The sequence below is a fragment of the Phascolarctobacterium sp. genome, assembly GCF_045124115.1.
In the GTDB taxonomy this organism is placed as follows: domain Bacteria; phylum Bacillota; class Negativicutes; order Acidaminococcales; family Acidaminococcaceae; genus Phascolarctobacterium_A.
The window spans coordinates 15,519-35,294 of sequence record NZ_JBGVLF010000065.1 but is presented as its reverse complement, the minus strand read 5'-3'; the positions used below and the strand labels follow the sequence as shown (position 1 = coordinate 35,294).

The following is a 19,776-nucleotide window of genomic DNA, read 5'->3' as shown; positions in this document are numbered from 1 at the left end:
GCCTTGACATACAAGCTTTTTGAGTAGTATAATTATCGATAGAGGTTACTAATAAGAATATATAAGCAAAATATAAAGTGAGCATACTAAAATAAATTAGCAATTATATAAAATGCTTTTGAAACTAATTTGCTTGTGCGTTGTATTGGGTGGGAGATGCTTGCTAAACATATTCCTATCCGATATGAAAATAAAATGTAGAGGTGTATAAAATGGAAGAAGAAAAAATCGTTACCAAAATTGAAAAAATGCAGGAGTTCTTGGATGCTAACAACATTAAGTGTTTTAATGTTGAAAAGCTGGAAGATGAAAAGCATACCACAATTTTCCGTAGCAGCATGGAAGTAAAAGGTCAAATCCTGCCCATGGCTGTATTGATGGACGATAGCATTTATGTTTTGCTGCAAGTGCAAATCGCTCCGCAAGTTGTGGATGAAGAAAAGCTGAAGGCTTTAGCTTCTGCTATCAACAATATGAACAACAATGTGCGTCTGTTCAAATTTACTGTTTCCGAACGTGGAGATTTCATGTTGAACGCTTGCATTACTGCGGAAAACGGCAGCTTTAATCCTGCCCTGCTTAGCGCTCTGATGACCGAAACCCTGCGTTTTATGGAAGCACAATACAGCAACATTATGGAACTGCTGTGGAAAAAATAATTTAGGAAGTACGATAGTGGTTTCGAGTTATCGGAGCCACTATTTCGCTTTGTATACAACACTCTCACAATTTTTAACGTTGGGATTGCAATATATCCTGATAACAATATCAAGGAGGCGTGCTATGAAAAGCTTAAAACGCAAATGGTTGAACAGGGTAGTTATGTCAACCGTTATGGCTACTTGCCTGAGTTTTGCCGGGGGCGTAAGTGCAGAAGAACCTGCACCTGATTTTACCAATGCACTTGCTATTAACCAAGGCGGTTTTGCCGATTATGTTGGCGCAGGCGTATACAATGAAGATACTGATGTGTTTGCTTTTACTCAAGACAAAACCACTATTACTACCCAAAACCAAACTTTCGCTGGTGGTCCGTGGACCGGCAGCATTGGTACTTCCGTATATGCAGGCAATGCTGACGGCAAACCGCAAACAGTTACCATCGATATGAATGGTAATGCTCTGGAAATCAACACTACCAATACTTCTGGTAGCGGTACCGGTATTATGTCCGTAGGCATTGGCACTACTGTTGAAATCAACAATCCTGGCGCAATGAGTATCAACGCAACCAGCACCGGTCAAACTGCAGCTCTGTTCGCTAACGGCGGCGGTCAACTCTTCATCCACAATGGTGGCGAAGACCAAGAAAACAAAGTATTGACTTTGACTGCTAACGCATCTAACTCCGGTAGCGGTGCAGTTGTTAAGACTATGAATGGTATTGGCAACGGTCGTTCTTGGATTAAGGTTGATGGCTTGGTAGATATCCATGGCGATGTCACTGCTAGCAAGGGTGCAGGCGAAGGCTTGTCCGCAGTAGCATCCACCATCGAAATTGGTGGTGGCAAGATTATCATGACCACTGACGGCAGCGATCCTAACCTGAACTTCGGTGGCAGTACTCCTGTAGCAATCCGTGCTTATGGCGAATTCGTATCCAGCAACTACGGCATTGTTAACGTAAACGTAGTTAAGGAAGCAGAAACTGCAGATGCTAAAGCAATCGGTGCAGGCGATAACGATGTACAAATCGTTGGTAACTTCAGCACTGTAGGCGGCATGGGCACCCAAGGCACCATTAACGTTGGTTTGAACACTAAAGACTCCTATTGGTACGGCAACTACGCTTTTGGCAGTGGCTTCGGCGTAACCCCCGGCGATTATGGTTGCTTGAACCTGTTTATGGGCAACGGCGCTAAATGGCAAGGCTGGACTAAATACGGCACTAACCTGAAGATGGACAGCGGCGCAGAATGGACTGGCTACAACCAAGGTAGCAAGAACTTGGTAATGGAGCTGAACAATGATGCAATTTGGCACCACACTTCCAACGAAACTGAAGACATCGTAACTAGCCATGTACAAAGTTTGAAAGGTAATGGCGGTTACATCGACATGACTGCAGCAGATGCAGGCGATATTACTGTAAGCACCTTCGCTGGCAGCACCAATGTTCTCTACAGCCATAATGCAAGCGATCCTACTATCATCAACGGTGGCAACTTTACTGTTGAAAGTGCTACTGAAGGTTCTTCCATCTATCTGATCACTGACACTACCGGTATTGATTTGGCAGATAAGGTTGAAATTTACAATGTATTGGATTCCTTGGCTAGCAAACTGTTCTACACCGGTTATGTAGATGGTGAACGTAATTTGAACGGCTATGTACAAATTGCTGAAGGCTTGACCAGCGCATCTATTGCTGCTTATACTGCAGATATTAAATATAATGCTGAAACCGGTAACGGTAATGTAGTTGCAGGCACATTGAGTAATCCTGAGACACAAACTACTGGTGAATTTGCTACCGTATTGACTAAAGAGAACAGCTCTTTGGCTCACTATATCGGTACCGGCGTATATGATACTTATAATGATGTACATAATTTCACCCAAGACACCAGCATTTCTGTAGCAGACACCAGACATAATGGTGGTCCGTGGGTAGGTGCCGGCGTAGGCGCAGCAATCTACAGCAATTCCACTCCTGCAAACGGTGAAGAGATTATTACCATTGATATGAATGGTAATGCACTGAATTTGTATAGCGACAATACTTCTAAAAATACTCCTGTAGGCAACAATACCTGTATTTCTGCAGTTGGTAGCAACGACAACAATGGCAAGAACATTCTGTCTCTTGTAGAAATCAACAACGCAGGTCCTATTACCTTGGAAACTAAAGGTAGTGGTATGACCGCAGGTATGTGGGTAAACGGCGGTGGCAAAATCTTCGTCCACAATGGCGGCGAAGATCAAGAAGATAAGGTTTTATCCATCCGCACTTGGGCTCAATCCGCAGGTAGCGGTGTTGGTATTAAATCTATGAATGGTTTGCCAAATGCTTGCTCTTGGATTAAGGTTGATGGCTTGGTTGACATTCAACTGGACGTAACCGAAGGTCATGGTGCAGGCGAAGGCTTGTCCGCAGTAGCATCCACCATCGAAGTTGGCGGCGGCAAGATTATCATGACTTCCGATGGCAGTGATCCTAACCTGAACTTTGGCGGTGATACTCCTGTAGCAATCCGTGCTTATGGTGAATTCGTATCCAACAACTACGGTATCGTTAACGTAAACGTAGAGAAGGAAGCAGATACTGAAACTGCTAAAGCAATCGGTGCAGGCGATAACGATGTACAAATCGTTGGTAACTTCAGCACCGTAGGCGGCATGGGCACCAAAGGTACCATCAACGTTGGTTTGAACACTAAAGATTCCTATTGGTATGGCAACTACGCTTTCGGCAGTGGCTTCGGCGTAACCCCCGGCGATAATGGCTGCCTGAACCTGTTCATGGGCAACGGCGCTAAATGGCAAGGCTGGACTAAATACGGCACCAACCTGAAGATGGATAGCGGCGCTGAATGGGTTGGCTACAACCAAGGCGATAAGAACTTGGTAATGGATATCAACAATGGCGCAACTTGGAAGCATACCTCCAACGAAACCGAAGAAAGCGTAACCAGCCATGTACAAAGCATGACTGCTGATGGCGGTATCATCGACAACAGCTTCAAGGATTCCGGTGATATCAATATCGAAAGCTTTACCGGCAATGCTGACTTTAAGCTGGGCGCAGGTAATGTAACTATCAATAAATATAACGGTGAAGCAGCTTTTGCTATGGGTACAGGCGATGTAGCTGTTAGTGAATATGCAGGTACTGCCAGTGTATTCTACAGCCATAACGCAAGCAATCCTGCATCTATCAACGGTGGCAACTTCACTGTTAATAACGCAGCAGAAGGTTCTTCCATCTATCTTATTACCGACAACAGCGGTATCGATATGCAGAACGCTTATGTAGTAAATGGCGTTCTGGATTCCTTGGCTAACAAGCTGTTCTACAACGGTTATGTAGACGGCGAACGCAATCTGGACGGCTACGTACAAATCGCAGAAGGCTTGACCAGCGCATCTGCAACCAAGTACACCGGCAGCATCGAATACAGCGCAGAAAACGGTCAAGGCGGTTTGTTAGCAGACAGCCTGCGTCCGGAAATCGTATATCCTGAAAGCCAAACTGTTACTGAATTCACTACAGCCTTCGGCTCTGATCCGGAAAAAGCAACCGAATACTTGGTAGCAGGCGTATATGACGGTGATACCAATACTTTGAACTTCACTGCAGACAAGACTACCATTACTACTCAGAACGAAACCTTCGCAGGTGGTCCGTGGACCGGCAACATCGGTACTTCCGTATATGCAGGCTATGCTGATGGTCAACCGCAACATCTGACCATCGATATGAACGGCAACGAACTGGAAATCAACACCACCAATACTTCTGGCAGCGGCACCGGCATTATGTCCGTAGGTATTGGTACTACTGTTGAAATCAATAACCCCGGTGCAATGGAAATCAACGCAACCAGCACCGGTCAAACTGCAGCTTTGTTCGCTAACGGCGGCGGTCAAATCTTTATCCACAATGGCGGTGAAGACCAAGAAAACAAGGTACTGACTTTGACTGCTAACGCATCTACTTCCGGTAGCGGTGCAGTTATCAAGACCATGAACGGCGTAGGCAACGGTCGTTCCTGGATCAAAGTTGACGGCTTGGTAGATGTACACGGCGACGTAACTAGCAGCAAGGGTGCAGGCGAAGGCTTGTCCGCAGTAGCATCCACCATTGAAGTTGGCGGCGGCAAAATCATTATGACCACCGACGGCAGCGATCCTAACCTGAACTTTGGCGGTAACACTCCTGTAGCAATCCGTGCTTATGGCGAATTCGTATCCAGCAACTACGGTATCGTTAACGTGAACGTAGAGAAGGAAGCAGATACTGCAGATGCTAAAGCAATCGGTGCAGGCAACAACGATGTACAAATCGTTGGTAACTTCAGCACTGTAGGCGGCATGGGTACTAGAGGTACCATTAACGTAGGTTTGAATACTAAAGACTCCTATTGGTACGGCAACTACGCTTTCGGCAGCGGCTTCGGCGTAACCCCCGGCGATTATGGCTGCTTGAACCTGTTCATGGGCAATGGTGCTAAATGGCAAGGTTGGACTAAATACGGCACTAACCTGAAGATGGATAGCGGCGCAGAATGGATTGGCTACAATCAAGGCAGCAAGAACTTGGTAATGGAAATGAATAACGGTGCAATCTGGCACCACACCTCCAACAATACCGAGGACATCGTAACCAGCCATGTACAAAGCTTCAAAGGTAACGGTGGCTACATCGATATGACTGCAGCTGATGCAGGCGACATTACTGTAAGCAATTTCGATGGCAATGTAAGCGTATTCTACAACATGCGTGGTGACGCAATGACCTTCGATTTGGCTGACGAAGGTGAAGCAGTTACTGCTACCACTGATGTATTGGGCGGCAACTTCACTGTTGAAAAAGCAGCAGAAGGCTCTACCGTTAACGTTATCGTTGTCAACAACGGCATTGATACCTCCGACCAAGATACTGTAATTACCGTTCTGGAAAACGCGGCCGATAAACTGTTCTACAAAGATGCTGAAGAAAACGCAGCTAACCTGAAAGGCACTGTAGGCATTAGCGAAGGCTTGCTGTCTGCTAGTGTTATGCAGGTAATCGGCGATGTTTCCTATGATACCGAAAAAGGTGGTCAAGGCGACTTGGTTATCTCCACTGTAGACCAAGTAGAACCCGGTCGTGATGAAGCACCTAACAAGTACATCTACGGCGACAGCGAAACCGGTATGATGCGCGGCGCTAAATCTGCAATGTCCTCTACTGCGATGATTTGGCGTGCAGAAAACAACGACATCTTGAAACGTATGGGCGACCTGCGTCTGGACCAAGGCGAAGCAGGCCTCTGGGCTAAATACTACGGCGGCAAGATGAACATGGATGCTCAAAAGGCAGAGTTCAACACCAACTACAACGCTTACCAAGTAGGTTATGACCACAAGGTTGGCGATGATTGGACCGTAGGCGTTGCACTGAGCCATAACGTAGGTAGCTCCACTTATTCCTTCCGCGGCGACGGCGACCAACGGGTAACCAGCTTGGCACTGTATGGCAGCATGGTTAAGGAAGACGGTCAATATCTGGATTTGATCCTGAAAGGCAGTAAGCTGGACAACGAATACACCGTTAAGAACAACTACGGCAAGACCTTGGACGGCGACTACGATACTTGGGGCGCATCCATCAGCGCAGAATACGGCAAGCGTTTCGAAAGCGCTAACGGTTTCTACTTCGACCCCAGCATCGAGTTCACTGTAGGCCGTGTAGCAAGCCAAGACTACAACGCAAGCAGCGATTATCTGGACGGCTACGGCAGAAACAAACTGATGAACGTCGACCAAGACGCCTTCACTTCTGCAATCGGCAGACTGGGTCTGGCAGTAGGCAAGAAGCTGGATAAAGGCTCCTACTACGCAAAACTGGCGGTAGCACACGAATTCGCAGGCGACTTCGATACTACCTATAAAGCAGCAGGCGAACCTGAAGCTAAGACCAATATCGACTTCAGCGATACTTGGTACGAACTGCGTGTAGGCATGACCGAGCAAATGAACGACAGCAGCTACTTCTATGCTAACCTGGGCAAGACCTTCGGTGGCGAAGTAACTGAAAAATGGCGTGTAGACGCAGGCATGCGCTTCAGCTTCTAATTTAGCTCTTCTCCTATACACTTCCCATAATTCAGGTGGACTAGCAACCCACCGGCAATGGCCTCGGACTGCAATGTCCGGGGCTTTTTGCTGTTTCTGCTTTCTTTATAGGTGCAATTTGCCTACAGCACTAGTCAGCGAGCGTAAACTATGATATAATTTAATGGCGAATTTCTATCCCAAGGGGTTATTATGCCATTTTTTAAGGAGACATCATGGAAGGTATTATTAGCGGTGTACGCAAAAACAGTTTAGCTGAAGCAGCAGGCATTGTTGCCGGCGAAAAGTTAATTACTGTTGATGGTGTACAAGTACAGGACATTATCGAATTAAGCTTCTACACTTCTGATTACGAGGTAGATTTGGAGCTGGAGAATAAGGACGGCCAACGCCGTCAGGTACATATTGACAAGCATCCCGACGAAGATTTGGGCTTGGAGTTTGAAAGCGCGGTTTTTGACAAGGTTCGCACCTGCTACAACAACTGCACCTTCTGCTTTGTGGACCAAATGATTCCCGGTATGCGTCCCGGTCTGTATGTCCGTGATGACGATTTCCGCCTATCTTTCCTTTATGGCAACTTCATCACTTTGACCAATATGAAGGACGAAGATTTTGAACGTATCATCCGCACCCATATGTCTCCACTGTACGTTTCTGTCCATGCTACGGATCCGGAGGTGCGCTGCGCTATGATGCGCAACCGTTTTGCCGGCGAGCTGATGACCAAGCTGCAACGCCTTTTGGATGCAGGCATTCAGGTGCATTGCCAAATCGTTTGCTGCCCTGGTTACAACGATGGCGAAGTTCTAGCCAAAAGCTTCCGCGATTTGTACGCACTGCATCCCGGTGTGCTGACCATGGCGGTGGTTCCTGTAGGGCTTACCAAGCAGCGCGAGGGTTTGTTCCCCATGCGTACTTTTACCAAAGAAGAAGCGCAGGCTGTGGTAGAAATGGTTACTCCTTGGCAGGAACGCTGTCGCAAGGAAACAGGCAAAACTTTCATCTACTTGGGCGATGAGTTCTATCTGTTGGCAGAAAAGAAATTGCCGCATACGGATTGGTATGACGGTTTCCCCCAATTAGAAAACGGCATTGGTCTGACCCGCAGTTTCCTTGACGAATGGGACGCAACTTTGAAGCAGATGAAGAACTACAGTGCTGCAGAGCCTGCGGTAATCCCTGTAGGCGAAAGTGCTTACAAAGTGTTGCAGCCTATGTTGGACGTGGTGAACAAAAAATATGGCAGTAGCCATCGTTTTATTTCCGTCAAGAATCTTTTCTTTGGCGGCAAGGTTAATGTGACCGGACTTTTGACTGCCAGCGATATTTTAACTGCTGCAGAAGGCAAACGGATTATTTTGCCTGCAGTAGTTTTGAATGAGGATGATTTGTTCCTTGATGACCAAAGCTTGGATGATTTCAAAAAAGCTTACGCCGGCAAAGTAGAAATAGCCAAAGGTGCCAAGGAGCTGTTGCATTACCTTTTGGAGCGTTAGAAAGGCAGGCGTGCTATGCTACAGGTTTATACAGGTACAGGGAAGGGCAAAACAACTGCCGCTTTAGGCGTGGCTTTCCGTGGCGCTGGATACGGCTTGAAGACTATGATGATATCCTTTTTGAAGGACGATCCCGGGTATGGTGAGGCGAGAGCTGCACAGTATTTGCCGGGCTTTGTGCTAAAACAGGTTGGTCGCGATACTTTCGTCAATTTCCGTGATCCTGACCCCATTGACTTGGAAATGTGCCGCAATGGTTGGGAGCTGGCGAAAAAAGCGATTTCTGAAAGGGCTGCCGATATCATCATCTTGGATGAGCTGAATATTGTTTTAGCTACCCAGATGCTGCCTACGGAAGAAGTGGCGGACTTCCTGAAGAAACACAGCCAAGAACTGGAAATTATTATGACCGGTAGAGGAGCACCTAAAGAAATTATGAATATTGCCGATTTGGTAACGGATATGCAGGAAGTAAAACATTACTTCTATAAGAGCGTAACCAGCCGCAACGGCATTGACCACTAAAATTTTACACAAGTATGATAGATTCTTTTACTAAAGAAGATTATGATGGAGGAAGTTACTTATGGGAAAACCTATTGTTGCTATAGTAGGACGTCCTAATGTTGGCAAATCTACTCTGTTTAATATTTTTGCTAATAGCAGGATTTCCATCGTGGAGGATACTCCCGGCGTTACCCGTGACAGATTATATGCTACAGCTGAATGGCTGGACCACGAGTTTATGATGGTTGATACCGGTGGTATCGAAATTATGAACGCGGATGCTATTGCTGTATCCATCCGCCAACAGGCGCAAATCGCTATTAAAGAGGCTGACGTAATCCTCTTCGTTTGCGATGCCCGTAGCGGTATTACTACTGAAGATGCCGACGTAGCACGTTTGCTGCGCCAATCTAAAAAGCCCATTGTTTTGGCAGTTAATAAGGCGGATTCTCCTAAACAGGAGATGAATACCTTTGAATTCTACAATCTGGGTATTGGCGATCCTATTCCTGTTTCTGCAGCCAACCATTTAGGCTTGGGTGATTTGCTGGATGCGGTTGTTGCCAAATTCCCCGATGATAAGAAAGGCAATCTGGTAGAAGATGAAGACGAAATCAAAGTTGCGTTGATTGGCCGCCCTAATGTTGGCAAGTCTTCTATCTTCAACGCTTTAGTTGGCGAAGAGCGTTCTATTGTTAGTAATGTAGCAGGCACGACTCGTGATGCTATTGATACTCCGGTAGTACGCAATGGTCAAAAATATCTGTTCATCGATACTGCAGGTATGCGCCGTAAAGCTAAAGTGGACGAGCCTATTGAAAAATACAGCGTTATGCGTTCTTTGCGCGCTGTTGACCGCAGTGACGTTGTGCTCATGGTATTTGATGCAGTAGAAGGCGTTACTGAGCAGGATAAGCGTATTGTTGGCTACGCTCATGAAGCAGGCAAGGCGATTATCCTTGTTGTGAACAAATGGGATTTGTACGAAAAGGATAATTCTTCCACCCTGCGTTACACTGAAACTCTGCGCAAGGAACTGGTGTTCCTGCAATATGCTCCCTGCGTATTCGTTTCCGCAGTTACTAAGCAGCGTATCCATCGCCTGCCCGAAGTTATCAGCTACGTAGCGGAACAAAATGCTATGCGTATTTCTACCAGCATCCTGAACCAAGTTATCGAGGATGCTGTGGCAATCAACCCGCCGCCGACGGAAAAAGGCAAACGCTTGAAGATCCTTTATGTAACCCAAGTAAAAATCAAACCGCCTACCTTTGTTATCTTCGTCAACGAACCGGAAATCATGCATTTCTCCTACCAACGCTATTTGGAGAACAAGCTGCGTGAATCCTTCGGTTTCGAGGGTACGCCTATCCAAATGATTATCCGTGGCAAGAACGAGGACGAGTAGGCTTAAAGACAGGTGATACTGATGATAAATGAAGTGGGTGTGCTGCAATATCTTATAGCCTTTGTTTTAGGCTTTGTGTGCGGCTCTATCCCTAGCGGTCTGTGGTTGGTACAGGCATTCCATGGTATTGATATCCGTGATTACGGTAGCAAGAATATTGGCGCGACCAATGTCTTCCGTACTGCAGGTCCCAAAACTGCGGTGTTGGTACTGCTTTGCGACGCTTTGAAGGGTATTGTGCCTATTGCTATTGCCAATTACTTCTTTCAAGATCCTGTAGTCAATGTGCTTGCAGGCTTGGGAGCTATGCTGGGGCATAACTATTCCTTGTTCCTCGGCTTCAAGGGGGGCAAGGGTGTAGCTACAGGTTTGGGCGTGCTCATTTACTTGATGCCTACGGTAGCAGGTATAGCCTTTGGTATTTGGCTGGTGCTGGTGCTGCTCACCCGTTATGTTTCCTTGGGCTCCATTGTGGCAGCGGCTTGCACGCCGGTTTTGGCTTGGTATTTGGGCTATCATTACGCTTATGTCGCTTTAGGCACAGTAGCAGGCTTGGCGATCGTTATACGTCATAAGGACAATATCGGCAGACTGCTTAGCGGTACGGAAAGCAAGATCAAGCCGGGCAATGCTCAAAATCTTGATAAAAAATAAAGAAAATAACTAAACCCGTCAGGAATATGTAAAGCTCCTGACGGGTATTTTAATTTCACAAAGATTACAAGAAAAACCTTTGTACTTTTCTGAGAAACAGTGCTATAATATGTATAGAGTTCTGTATAAAGAAGGGGGACAATGTTATGTCTGAAAAATCAACATTCTATCTGGTGCGTGAAGAAATCCTTCCGGAAGCGATTAAAAAAACTATTAAAGTAAAAGAAATTTTAAAACGTGGCGAAATCAAAACCATCAACGAAGCTGTTGAAAAAATGGGCTTGAGCCGTAGCGCTTATTATAAATATAAAGACTATGTTTTTCCGTTCTACGAAGCAAGCAAAGAAAAAATTATCACCCTTTCCTTATTGTTGGAGCATAAATCAGGCGTGTTGAGCAAGGTGCTGAACACAGTTGCCGGCGATTCCGGCAGCATTATGACCATCAATCAAGGCATTCCTCTGCAAGGCGTGGCTAACACCACCATCTCCATTGAAACAAAGCATTTGACCGTGGATTTGGAAGCATTGCTGGATAAACTGCGTATGATTGACGGCGTAAAACGCTTGGAGGTTCTGGGACAGGTATAATCTATCCTGTTGTTCCGTGAAGAAAGGATGAGGGGACGATGAAAGACTTTATTAATGTTGGCCTGCTGGGAGCAGGCACTGTTGGTGGCGGCGTCATTAAAGTGTTAGAAAAGAACGCTGCCGAAATCGAGCAAAAGGTAGGCAAGCCCATCCGCATTACCAAGGTGTTGGACCGTAATGTGGAGGCGCGCCAAAAGGAATACGGCGATCAATATCTGTTCACTGCTAATGCTGACGATATTTTGGAAGATAAAGATATCGATATCGTTGTTGAATTGTTGGGCCGTGAACATCCTGCTAAGGAATATATTGCAAAAGCTTTTGAAAACGGTAAGAATGTTGTTACTGCTAACAAGGACGTTATTGCCCGTTATGGTGCGGAGCTGTTTCCGTTGGCGGAAGCTCATCACTGCGACTTCTTATTCGAGGCTAGTGTGTGCGGCGGTATTCCTATTATCGAGCCTATGAAGACCAGCATGGCAGGCAATCGTATTAATTCCGTTATGGGTATTGTTAACGGCACTACCAACTACATGCTGTCCAAGATGAGCAACGAACACCTTGATTATGACGAGGTGCTGAAGGAAGCACAGGCTAAAGGCTATGCTGAGTCTGATCCTACTGCCGATGTTGGTGGTTTGGATGCTGCTCGTAAAATTGTAATTTTGGCTTCTATTGCCTTCAATACCCGCATCAGCCTTGACGATGTGCTGGTAGAAGGTATTGAAAATATCGAAGCTTGCGATATTAAATATGCGCAAAGCTTGGGCTATGCTATCAAGCTTTTGGCTATTGCTAAAAATGATGAAGAAAACGGCGTTACTGTTTGCGTAAAGCCCACTATGCTGCCTTTGACCCATCCGCTGGCTGGGGTAAACGGCGTGTACAACGCAGTGTTCGTTAACGGCGATGCTATTGGCGAGGCTATGTTCCTTGGCCTGGGCGCAGGCCGTCTGCCTACGGCAAGTTCTGTTTGCGGCGACATTATTAACATCGCCCGTAACATGATGCATGGCGCTTGCGGTCGTATTAGCTGTACCTGCTTCAAAGAGAAGCAACTGTGTCCGCCGGAAAAAATGTCCGCTCCTGCCTACATCCGTCTGCAAGTGCTTGACCAACCGGGTGCTTTGGCAGCGATTGCAGCAGCCTTCGGTGCGCAAAACGTTTCCCTGCGTAATGTTATCCAACAAAACGAAGCGATGGGCGAAAAAGCGGAAATCGTTGTTATTACCCACAGCGTTTCTGAATCCAATCTGCAAATGGCACTGCAAATTTTAAAAGTGCTGCCTGTTGTAGAAAAAGTCAGCTGCGTAATTCGTGTAGAAGACAGCAAGTTGTGCTAAAGGGGTGAGCTTAATGAACAAGGTAACTGTCCGTGTTCCTGCTACCTCAGCCAACTGTGGTCCGGGCTTTGATACCTTGGGCTTGGCTGTGGATTTGTATAATGAAGCCACCTACGAAATTACTGATACCAAGGGCTTTCAACTGGAAGTAACCGGTGAAGGTGCCGAGTATCTTAAACCTTTTGGCCGCAATCTTGCTTTCGCCAGCTTTTTGCGGGTGTGGAACAAGGTGATGGATGGCAAGCGTATAGGCCTTAAAGTCAAGATGATTAACCGCATTCCTATGTCCCGTGGCTTGGGCAGCAGTTCCAGCGCCATTGTAGCAGGTTTATATGCTGCCAACTGTTTGTGCGATAATTATTATACTCGTGACGAGCTTTTGAACATCGCTACGGAGATTGAAGGCCATCCTGATAATGTAGCACCTGCCATTTACGGCGGCTTTACTATTAGCTATATGGAAAATAGCGAGGCACATTCTTTAAAGCTGATTCCTGCTAAACCGTTGCAGTTTATTGCGGTGGTGCCGGATAGCAAGCTGCCTACGGTTTTGGCGCGTCAGGCTATTCCTAAGACCATTCCTCATGGTGATGCTGTGTATAACGCTTCCCGTGCGTCGCTTTTAGTAGGCGCTTTAGCAAGCGGCAATTATGAATATTTAAGTATGGCTTTGGATGATAAGCTGCACCAACCTTACCGTGCCCATTTGATTCCTGGCTTGTATGATGTGTTTGCGGCAGCGAAAGCTGCAGGCGCTTACAACGCTATTATTAGCGGTGCAGGTTCCACAGTAATGGCTTACGCAGCACCGGAGGCGGATGGCGAAGCCATCGCTAAGGCTATGGTAGCGACCTTTGCGCAGCAAGGGGAGCACGCCTGCTACCATATTCTGCATCTTGATACTCAAGGCGTGCAAGCAATTTAGGCTTTTGGGGTTTAGTCCCTTTAACATCATCATCTCCTTTCTAGCAGCGACCGCTGTGGCTTATGCCCGGCGGTTGTTGCTATTTTGGTCAAGAAATGCATCGTGCCATCAATCCCCGACTCACTAGCAATTTTAACGCTCATTTCGTGCAGAATCACAACGAAATTCGCGGCCGATTTTGTTCGCAAAATAATTTGCTGTTCGGTTCGCTTCATTTCTGTGATTCTGGGCACTTATGAGCTAAAATTGCTAATGTTTTGTCTGGGGATTGATGGCACTTACTTTTGTTAGAGTCTCTAGAAATTGTCCGTAAAAACAAAAAAACCTGCTCCGAAGAGCAGGTCAGTCTTGTAAAAATTAAGCCATAGCGTTAACTTTTTTAGCAAGTCTGGATTTTTTGCGAGCTGCAGCATTCTTGTGGATAATGCCTTTGCGAGCTGCTTTATCGAGCAAACCGGAAGCAACAGCCAGAGTAGCTTGAGCGTCTTCTTTAGCTGCGGTTTCAGACAGAGCAACAACTTTACGGGAAGCATTACGGAGAGCTGCTTTAACCGGAGCGTTTTTAGCACGACGTTCTGCGTCGGTTTTTACACTGCGGATGGAAGATTTAATGTTCGGCAACGAATTTCACCTCCTGATAATTCTTGTACTGCAATATTCTAACATATGATAAGGGTTTGTGCAAGTGTTTTTAGAAAAAGTTTTAAATAATCCTTGGTGGTTATCATATAGTGTTGTCAACTTACGCCCAACTCGCTGCAGTTGCTTGCACAATATATTATTACTGTTAAATTATTTACAGGGGAAGGTAGAAAATGTTATAATGATTAGTACTAATAAAATAATTTTTTGCAAAGGAGCAAACGGCATCTATGATTAAGCAAGACCATATCCGCAATTTTTCTATTATTGCCCATATAGATCATGGCAAGTCTACGCTTGCCGATAGATTGATAGAATATACCGGAACACTGAGCAAACGCGAGATGGAGGAACAGATTCTGGACTCCATGGACTTAGAGCGTGAGCGTGGTATTACCATTAAAGCACAGGCCGTGCGTAGCATTTACAAGGCACGCAATGGCGAAGAATATATGCTGAACTTTATTGATACTCCGGGTCACGTTGACTTTACTTATGAAGTATCCCGTGCATTGGCTGCTTGCGAAGGCGCACTGCTGGTTATTGACGCAACCCAAGGTATCGAGGCGCAAACTCTTGCCAACGTATATTTGGCGTTGGACAATGATTTGGAAATCGTTCCTGTTATTAACAAAATTGATTTGCCCAGTGCTGATCCTGAACATGTAAAAAAAGAAATTGAAGATGTTATCGGTATTGATGCCAGCGACGCAGTTTTATGCAGCGCTAAAACCGGTTTGGGCATCGAAGATGTTTTAGAGGCTATTGTTGCCCGCATCCCCGCACCTCAAGGTAGCGCGGAAGAACCGCTGAAAGCGCTGGTTTTCGACTCTAAATTCGATGCTTATAAAGGCGTAGTGCTGTATGTGCGCGTTATGGAAGGGCGTATCCGTAAAGGTATGCGCATTCGCATGATGGCTACAGGCGCAGAGTTTGATGTTACGGAAGTAGGCTACTTTAAGCCAGGTATTGTCAACGTAGACGAGTTGGAAGAAGGCCAAGTAGGTTTCTTTGCAGCCAGCATTAAAAATGTTAAGGATGCCCGCGTTGGCGATACTGTAACCGATGCCAACAACCCTGCACCCCAGGCGCTGCCCGGTTATCGCAAGGCAACCCCCATGGTATACTGCGGTCTGTATCCTGTAGAAAACTCCGATTACGATAATCTGCGCGATGCTTTGGAAAAATTGCAGTTGAACGATGCTTCCTTGATTTTTGAACCGGAAACATCTACCGCTTTAGGCTTCGGCTTCCGTTGCGGTTTCTTGGGCCTGCTGCACATGGACGTTATTAAGGAACGCTTGGAGCGTGAATATAACTTGAGCCTGATTACTACTGCGCCCAACGTAATTTACGAAGTGTTCCGCACTAATGGTGAGGTAGAGATGGTTGATAACCCGTCTCTGTTCCCTGACCCCACTGTTATCGACCATGTTGAAGAACCTTTCGTTAACGCTACCATTATCGTTCCCAAGGATTATGTAGGCGCTGTTATGGAGTTGAGCCAAGAAAAACGCGGTGAATATGACAACATGACGTATCTGGACGATACCCGTGTTATGATTCACTATGCGCTGCCCTTGAGCGAAATTATCTTTGACTATTTTGATAGATTGAAATCTGCCACCCGTGGCTATGCTTCCTTGGACTACGAGCTGAGCGGCTATCGTTGGTCTAATCTGGTGAAGGTGGATATTCTGCTTAACGGCGAGCCTGTGGATGCCCTTTCCGCTATTGTGCATAAGGAAAGCGCCCAAGTGCGTGGCCGCCAATTGGTAGAAAAGCTGCGCAGCTTGATTCCTCGCCAAATGTTTGAAATTCCCGTACAGGCTGCTATTGGCAATAAGGTTATTGCCAGGGAGAACGTGCGCGCTATGCGTAAGGACGTTTTGGCTAAATGCTACGGCGGTGATATCAGCCGTAAACGTAAACTGCTGGAAAAGCAGAAGGAGGGCAAAAAGCGCATGAAGCAAGTCGGTAGCGTAGAGCTGCCCCAAGAGGCATTCATGGCTATCCTCAAGATGGACTAAGGCGGGTGATTGACGATGATTGTACAGCTCCAGGGATTGTTAGCAACAATTGGCATCCTGGATATAATCGATATTGTTGTAGTTGCTTATTTCCTTTACCGTTTATTTTTAATGCTGAAGAACACTCGTGCAGCAACCTTGGTAAAAGGTTTGCTGGTACTGGTAGTGTTCACTATTGCCTGCCGTTGGCTCAATCTTCATGTCATCAGTTGGCTTTTGGAAAAGAGCATGACGGTGATTATGGTCGCCTTGCCCGTAGTTTTCCAACCGGAGCTGCGCCGTGCTTTGGAGCAGATTGGTCGTGGCAACTTGTTCCACAAGAGCAGCGAACTGGATGAGCAGGAGTTGGAATCCATGCTGGAGTCCGTTGCTTTGGCGACTAAAGCTATGAGCAAGTCGAAAGTAGGCGCGTTGATGGTTTTTGAGCGCAATACCGGTTTGGTGGAGCGCATTGAGACCGGCGTACCTATTGATGGTATTGTCAGCAGCGGCTTAATCCAGAACATCTTCGTTAAGGATACACCTTTACATGATGGTGCGATTATTATTCGTGGCAACCGCGTTATGGCTGCCTGCTGCCTGCTGCCTTTGACGGAAAACCGCAATTTAAGCCAGGAGCTGGGTACGCGCCATCGTGCGGCCATCGGTATGTCCGAACAGTCCGATGCTATGGTTTTGGTAGTCAGCGAAGAAACAGGCACTATTTCCATTGCCCGCAATGGCGATTTAATGCGTTATCTGACCGTTAATGATGTGAAGGAAATTTTGCGTACCGCTATTTTCCGTCCGCATACTTCCTCCAAGGATTCCATGCCGGAATGGTTGCGCGGCTTGATAGGCGGTGACAAAAAATGAACATCTTTGAAAGATTTGCACGTAAAGAAAATCTCTTGGCAAGGATTATCTGCCTCTTGGTGGCATGCTGCCTGTGGATTTATGTAATGACCGACCAAAACCCCATTGTGGAACGCAGTGTGGAGGTAAGTCTGCGGCAGGAGAATATGCCTAGCAACATGATGGTGTTTAATGCACCGGCAAAGGTTATCGTCAAAGTGCGTGGCACTAGAACTCAAGTAGGCGAAAAATCCGATAGCAAGATTATTGCTTCCTTAAATTTGAAAAATGTTACTGAAGGACAACAGAATGTACCTGTAAAAGTAGATTTTCCTAATGGCGAAGTTGTGTCCGTTACTCCTAATGAAGTTTCTATTTACGTAGATACTGTGAGTGAAAAGAAAGTGCCTGTTACTACCCGTGTGGTAGGCGCTGTTTCCAGTGATATGACTGTAGGCAACAGCATTATCACTCCCGCAGAAGTTACTTTGCGTGGCGCAACCCACCGTATCGACAAGGTAAATAAGGTTGTTGCCCCCATTGATGTGACGGACCACAAGGGCAGTTTCCAAGCGGAAAGCGAATTGGTAGCAGTTAGTGATGATGGTTACGATATTCCTAATATGAAGATTATACCTGAGCGCGTTATGGTACAGGCGACTATGGTTTCCCAAATGTTGAGCGTAGATGTGCCTGTACAGTTGGCGACAGGGGGCGATCTGCCTGCAGGTATAGTGGTTACGAAAGCGGAAATCACTCCGTCCACCATTAGGATTACTGCTCCTCCTTCTGTTTTGAAAGAGTTGAAGGCTGTAAATACTAAGCCTGTGGATGTAAGTAAACTGACGGGTAGTACCGTTGTAGCCGCAGAGTTGGATTTGCCGGAGAAGGTTATTCCTGAAATCCGCAGCGTCCAAATCAGGTTATCCGTAGAAAGGCAGAAATAGTGCCGATGAAAATAAAGATTACTAATGTGCGTATCAGTTTGCGCCACGAAACGAGCCTGGAGCAGGCAGTGTGCAAAAAGGCAGGTCTGCCCAAGGATGCACTGCAAAGCGTACAGGTGTTGCGCAAGGCTGTGGACGCTCGTAAGAAAAGCGATATTTATTTAAACTACCACGTTTTGGCAGATGTAGATGTTAATGCCAAGCTATCCAAGCGTCTTCTGGGGGACAAGGATATTTCCAAATACCAGCGTCCTGCCAAAGAGGCAGTGGAATTGGGCGTAATGCCCATGGCTGCACCTCCGGTCGTTATTGGCGCAGGCCCTGCAGGTCTGCTGGCTGCACTGCAGTTGGCAGAATATGGCTATAAGCCTGTCCTTTTGGAGCGTGGCAAAGCTGTAGCCCAACGCGTCAGCGATGTAAATCGTTTCTGGACTACAGGTGAATTCAATCCTGTAAGTAATGTTCAGTTCGGCGAAGGCGGTGCGGGGACTTTCTCCGACGGTAAGCTGACCACCCGTGTTAACGACCCCGTAATGGCGGAAATTTTGCAGCTGTTTGTAGATGCAGGTGCTCCGGAAAACATCCTTTATGAGCACAAGCCCCATGTAGGTACGGATAAGCTTCGTGCTATGGTAACAGGGCTATCCAATCGCATTCGTGCTTTAGGCGGTACCATCCGTTACGAAACCCAAGTTACCGATTTAATCATTAAGAACAATACTGTGCAAGGCGTAGTGCTGGCATCTGGCGAGCGTTTGACGGCAGGTGCCGTGGTACTGGCCTGCGGCCATAGTGCCCGCGACACCTACGCTATGCTGACGTCCCAAGGGGTGGGCGTTACTGCTAAACCTTTTGCCATTGGTGTGCGTATCGAGCATCCCCAAGAGCTTATTGACAGAGCCCAATATGGCGATTTTGCCGGACATCATCTGCTGGGGGCGGCGGATTACGCACTGGTGTACCACACTCCGGACAAAAGCAGAACAGCTTATTCCTTCTGTATGTGCCCCGGTGGACAAGTGGTTGCTGCTGCTTCCGAAAGTGGCGGCGTAGTAGTTAACGGCATGAGCATGTTCAACCGCGACAGCGGTATTGCTAACAGTGCATTGGTAGTAAACGTTTCCCCGGAGGATTTTGGCAGTGACCCCTTGGCAGGCGTAGAGTTCCAACGTCAATACGAGCGCTTGGCTTTTGCCTGCGGTGGCAGCAACTACCATGCTCCTGCCCAAAATTTAGACACCTTCCTGCGTCAAAGCACGCCTTCCTTGGAGTCTTTGGTGCAACCGTCCTATCGACCGGGGCTGACAGCCTGCGATTTGGACAAGGTGCTGCCTAATTATGTAACGAATACTTTGCGTCAGGGTATTACCGCTTTTGGCCGCAAATTGGCAGGCTATGCTGACGGCGGCGCCCTGTTAACAGGTGTGGAAACACGTACATCTGCGCCTGTACGCATTGACCGCGACCGCGCTAGCTTTGTTTCTGTGACCCATGATTTGCTGTATCCCTGTGGCGAAGGCGCAGGCTATGCCGGAGGCATTATGAGCGCAGCGCTTGATGGTTATCATGTGGCTAGGGCGATTATGAAACGCTTTGCACCTATGCAATAGTAAATAT

General features: G+C 46.8%; 14 protein-coding genes. 13 read left to right on the top strand and 1 reads right to left on the bottom strand.

Features of this window, described 5'->3' with window-relative positions; translation table 11 throughout:
- The first annotated feature begins 212 nt into the window (after positions 1–212).
- From ACJMM4_RS09455 to thrB, 9 genes are all read left to right on the top strand, one after another.
- Entirely contained in the window at positions 213–659 is a 447-nt protein-coding gene (locus ACJMM4_RS09455) for a histidine kinase (RefSeq protein ID WP_405378484.1), read from the top strand.
- A gap of 124 nt (positions 660–783) precedes the next feature.
- Positions 784–6,780: an autotransporter outer membrane beta-barrel domain-containing protein gene (locus ACJMM4_RS09450; RefSeq protein ID WP_405384177.1), complete on the top strand. Its 5,997-nt coding sequence runs from the start codon at positions 784–786 to the stop codon at positions 6,778–6,780.
- A 215-nt stretch (positions 6,781–6,995) separates the two neighbouring features.
- Positions 6,996–8,279: a DUF512 domain-containing protein gene (locus ACJMM4_RS09445; RefSeq protein WP_405384176.1), complete on the top strand. Its 1,284-nt coding sequence runs from the start codon at positions 6,996–6,998 to the stop codon at positions 8,277–8,279.
- 15 nt (positions 8,280–8,294) lie between these two features.
- Positions 8,295–8,804 carry a cob(I)yrinic acid a,c-diamide adenosyltransferase gene (locus tag ACJMM4_RS09440; RefSeq protein WP_405378490.1) on the top strand — a complete coding sequence of 170 codons (510 nt, stop codon included), beginning with the start codon at positions 8,295–8,297 and terminating at the stop codon, positions 8,802–8,804.
- A gap of 61 nt (positions 8,805–8,865) precedes the next feature.
- A complete protein-coding gene (gene der, locus ACJMM4_RS09435) occupies positions 8,866–10,194 on the top strand; it encodes a ribosome biogenesis GTPase Der (protein WP_405384174.1) in 1,329 nt (442 codons plus the stop codon).
- Positions 10,195–10,215: 21 nt separating this feature from the next.
- Positions 10,216–10,848: a glycerol-3-phosphate 1-O-acyltransferase PlsY gene (gene plsY / locus ACJMM4_RS09430; RefSeq protein ID WP_405378494.1), complete on the top strand. Its 633-nt coding sequence runs from the start codon at positions 10,216–10,218 to the stop codon at positions 10,846–10,848.
- Between the two features lie 146 nt (positions 10,849–10,994).
- Positions 10,995–11,438 carry an ACT domain-containing protein gene (locus ACJMM4_RS09425; RefSeq protein WP_405378496.1) on the top strand — a complete coding sequence of 148 codons (444 nt, stop codon included), beginning with the start codon at positions 10,995–10,997 and terminating at the stop codon, positions 11,436–11,438.
- A 38-nt stretch (positions 11,439–11,476) separates the two neighbouring features.
- Entirely contained in the window at positions 11,477–12,781 is a 1,305-nt protein-coding gene (locus tag ACJMM4_RS09420; RefSeq protein ID WP_405384172.1) for a homoserine dehydrogenase, read from the top strand.
- Between the two features lie 13 nt (positions 12,782–12,794).
- Positions 12,795–13,706, top strand: a complete 912-nt coding sequence (thrB, locus tag ACJMM4_RS09415) for a homoserine kinase (protein ID WP_405384170.1) — start codon at positions 12,795–12,797, stop codon at positions 13,704–13,706.
- A gap of 357 nt (positions 13,707–14,063) precedes the next feature.
- Here the strand turns inward: thrB and rpsT are convergent, their stop codons facing one another.
- Entirely contained in the window at positions 14,064–14,327 is a 264-nt protein-coding gene (gene rpsT / locus ACJMM4_RS09410; protein ID WP_405378502.1) for a 30S ribosomal protein S20, read from the bottom strand.
- A 251-nt stretch (positions 14,328–14,578) separates the two neighbouring features.
- On the opposite strand from rpsT, the gene lepA reads away from it, so the two are divergent.
- The 4 genes from lepA to ACJMM4_RS09390 are packed head-to-tail and all read left to right on the top strand — an operon-like array spanning position 14,579 to position 19,769.
- On the top strand, positions 14,579–16,378 hold the full coding sequence (lepA, locus tag ACJMM4_RS09405) for a translation elongation factor 4 (protein ID WP_405378504.1): 1,800 nt from the start codon (positions 14,579–14,581) through the stop codon (positions 16,376–16,378).
- Between the two features lie 15 nt (positions 16,379–16,393).
- Positions 16,394–17,233: a diadenylate cyclase CdaA gene (gene cdaA / locus ACJMM4_RS09400; RefSeq protein ID WP_405384168.1), complete on the top strand. Its 840-nt coding sequence runs from the start codon at positions 16,394–16,396 to the stop codon at positions 17,231–17,233.
- Entirely contained in the window at positions 17,230–18,159 is a 930-nt protein-coding gene (locus ACJMM4_RS09395) for a YbbR-like domain-containing protein (RefSeq protein ID WP_405384166.1), read from the top strand. The genes cdaA and ACJMM4_RS09395 overlap by 4 nt, the downstream gene beginning before the upstream one ends.
- Before the next feature lie 5 nt (positions 18,160–18,164).
- Positions 18,165–19,769, top strand: a complete 1,605-nt coding sequence (locus tag ACJMM4_RS09390) for an NAD(P)/FAD-dependent oxidoreductase (RefSeq protein WP_405378510.1) — start codon at positions 18,165–18,167, stop codon at positions 19,767–19,769.
- Positions 19,770–19,776 lie beyond the last annotated feature (7 nt).

Coding starts and splice junctions, on each gene's coding strand:
- ACJMM4_RS09455 (WP_405378484.1), top strand. CDS start 213: ATGGAAGAAGAAAAAATCGTTACCAAAATTGAAAAAATGCAGGAGTTC.
- ACJMM4_RS09450 (WP_405384177.1), top strand. CDS start 784: ATGAAAAGCTTAAAACGCAAATGGTTGAACAGGGTAGTTATGTCAACC.
- ACJMM4_RS09445 (WP_405384176.1), top strand. CDS start 6,996: ATGGAAGGTATTATTAGCGGTGTACGCAAAAACAGTTTAGCTGAAGCA.
- ACJMM4_RS09440 (WP_405378490.1), top strand. CDS start 8,295: ATGCTACAGGTTTATACAGGTACAGGGAAGGGCAAAACAACTGCCGCT.
- der (WP_405384174.1), top strand. CDS start 8,866: ATGGGAAAACCTATTGTTGCTATAGTAGGACGTCCTAATGTTGGCAAA.
- plsY (WP_405378494.1), top strand. CDS start 10,216: ATGATAAATGAAGTGGGTGTGCTGCAATATCTTATAGCCTTTGTTTTA.
- ACJMM4_RS09425 (WP_405378496.1), top strand. CDS start 10,995: ATGTCTGAAAAATCAACATTCTATCTGGTGCGTGAAGAAATCCTTCCG.
- ACJMM4_RS09420 (WP_405384172.1), top strand. CDS start 11,477: ATGAAAGACTTTATTAATGTTGGCCTGCTGGGAGCAGGCACTGTTGGT.
- thrB (WP_405384170.1), top strand. CDS start 12,795: ATGAACAAGGTAACTGTCCGTGTTCCTGCTACCTCAGCCAACTGTGGT.
- lepA (WP_405378504.1), top strand. CDS start 14,579: ATGATTAAGCAAGACCATATCCGCAATTTTTCTATTATTGCCCATATA.
- cdaA (WP_405384168.1), top strand. CDS start 16,394: ATGATTGTACAGCTCCAGGGATTGTTAGCAACAATTGGCATCCTGGAT.
- ACJMM4_RS09395 (WP_405384166.1), top strand. CDS start 17,230: ATGAACATCTTTGAAAGATTTGCACGTAAAGAAAATCTCTTGGCAAGG.
- ACJMM4_RS09390 (WP_405378510.1), top strand. CDS start 18,165: ATGAAAATAAAGATTACTAATGTGCGTATCAGTTTGCGCCACGAAACG.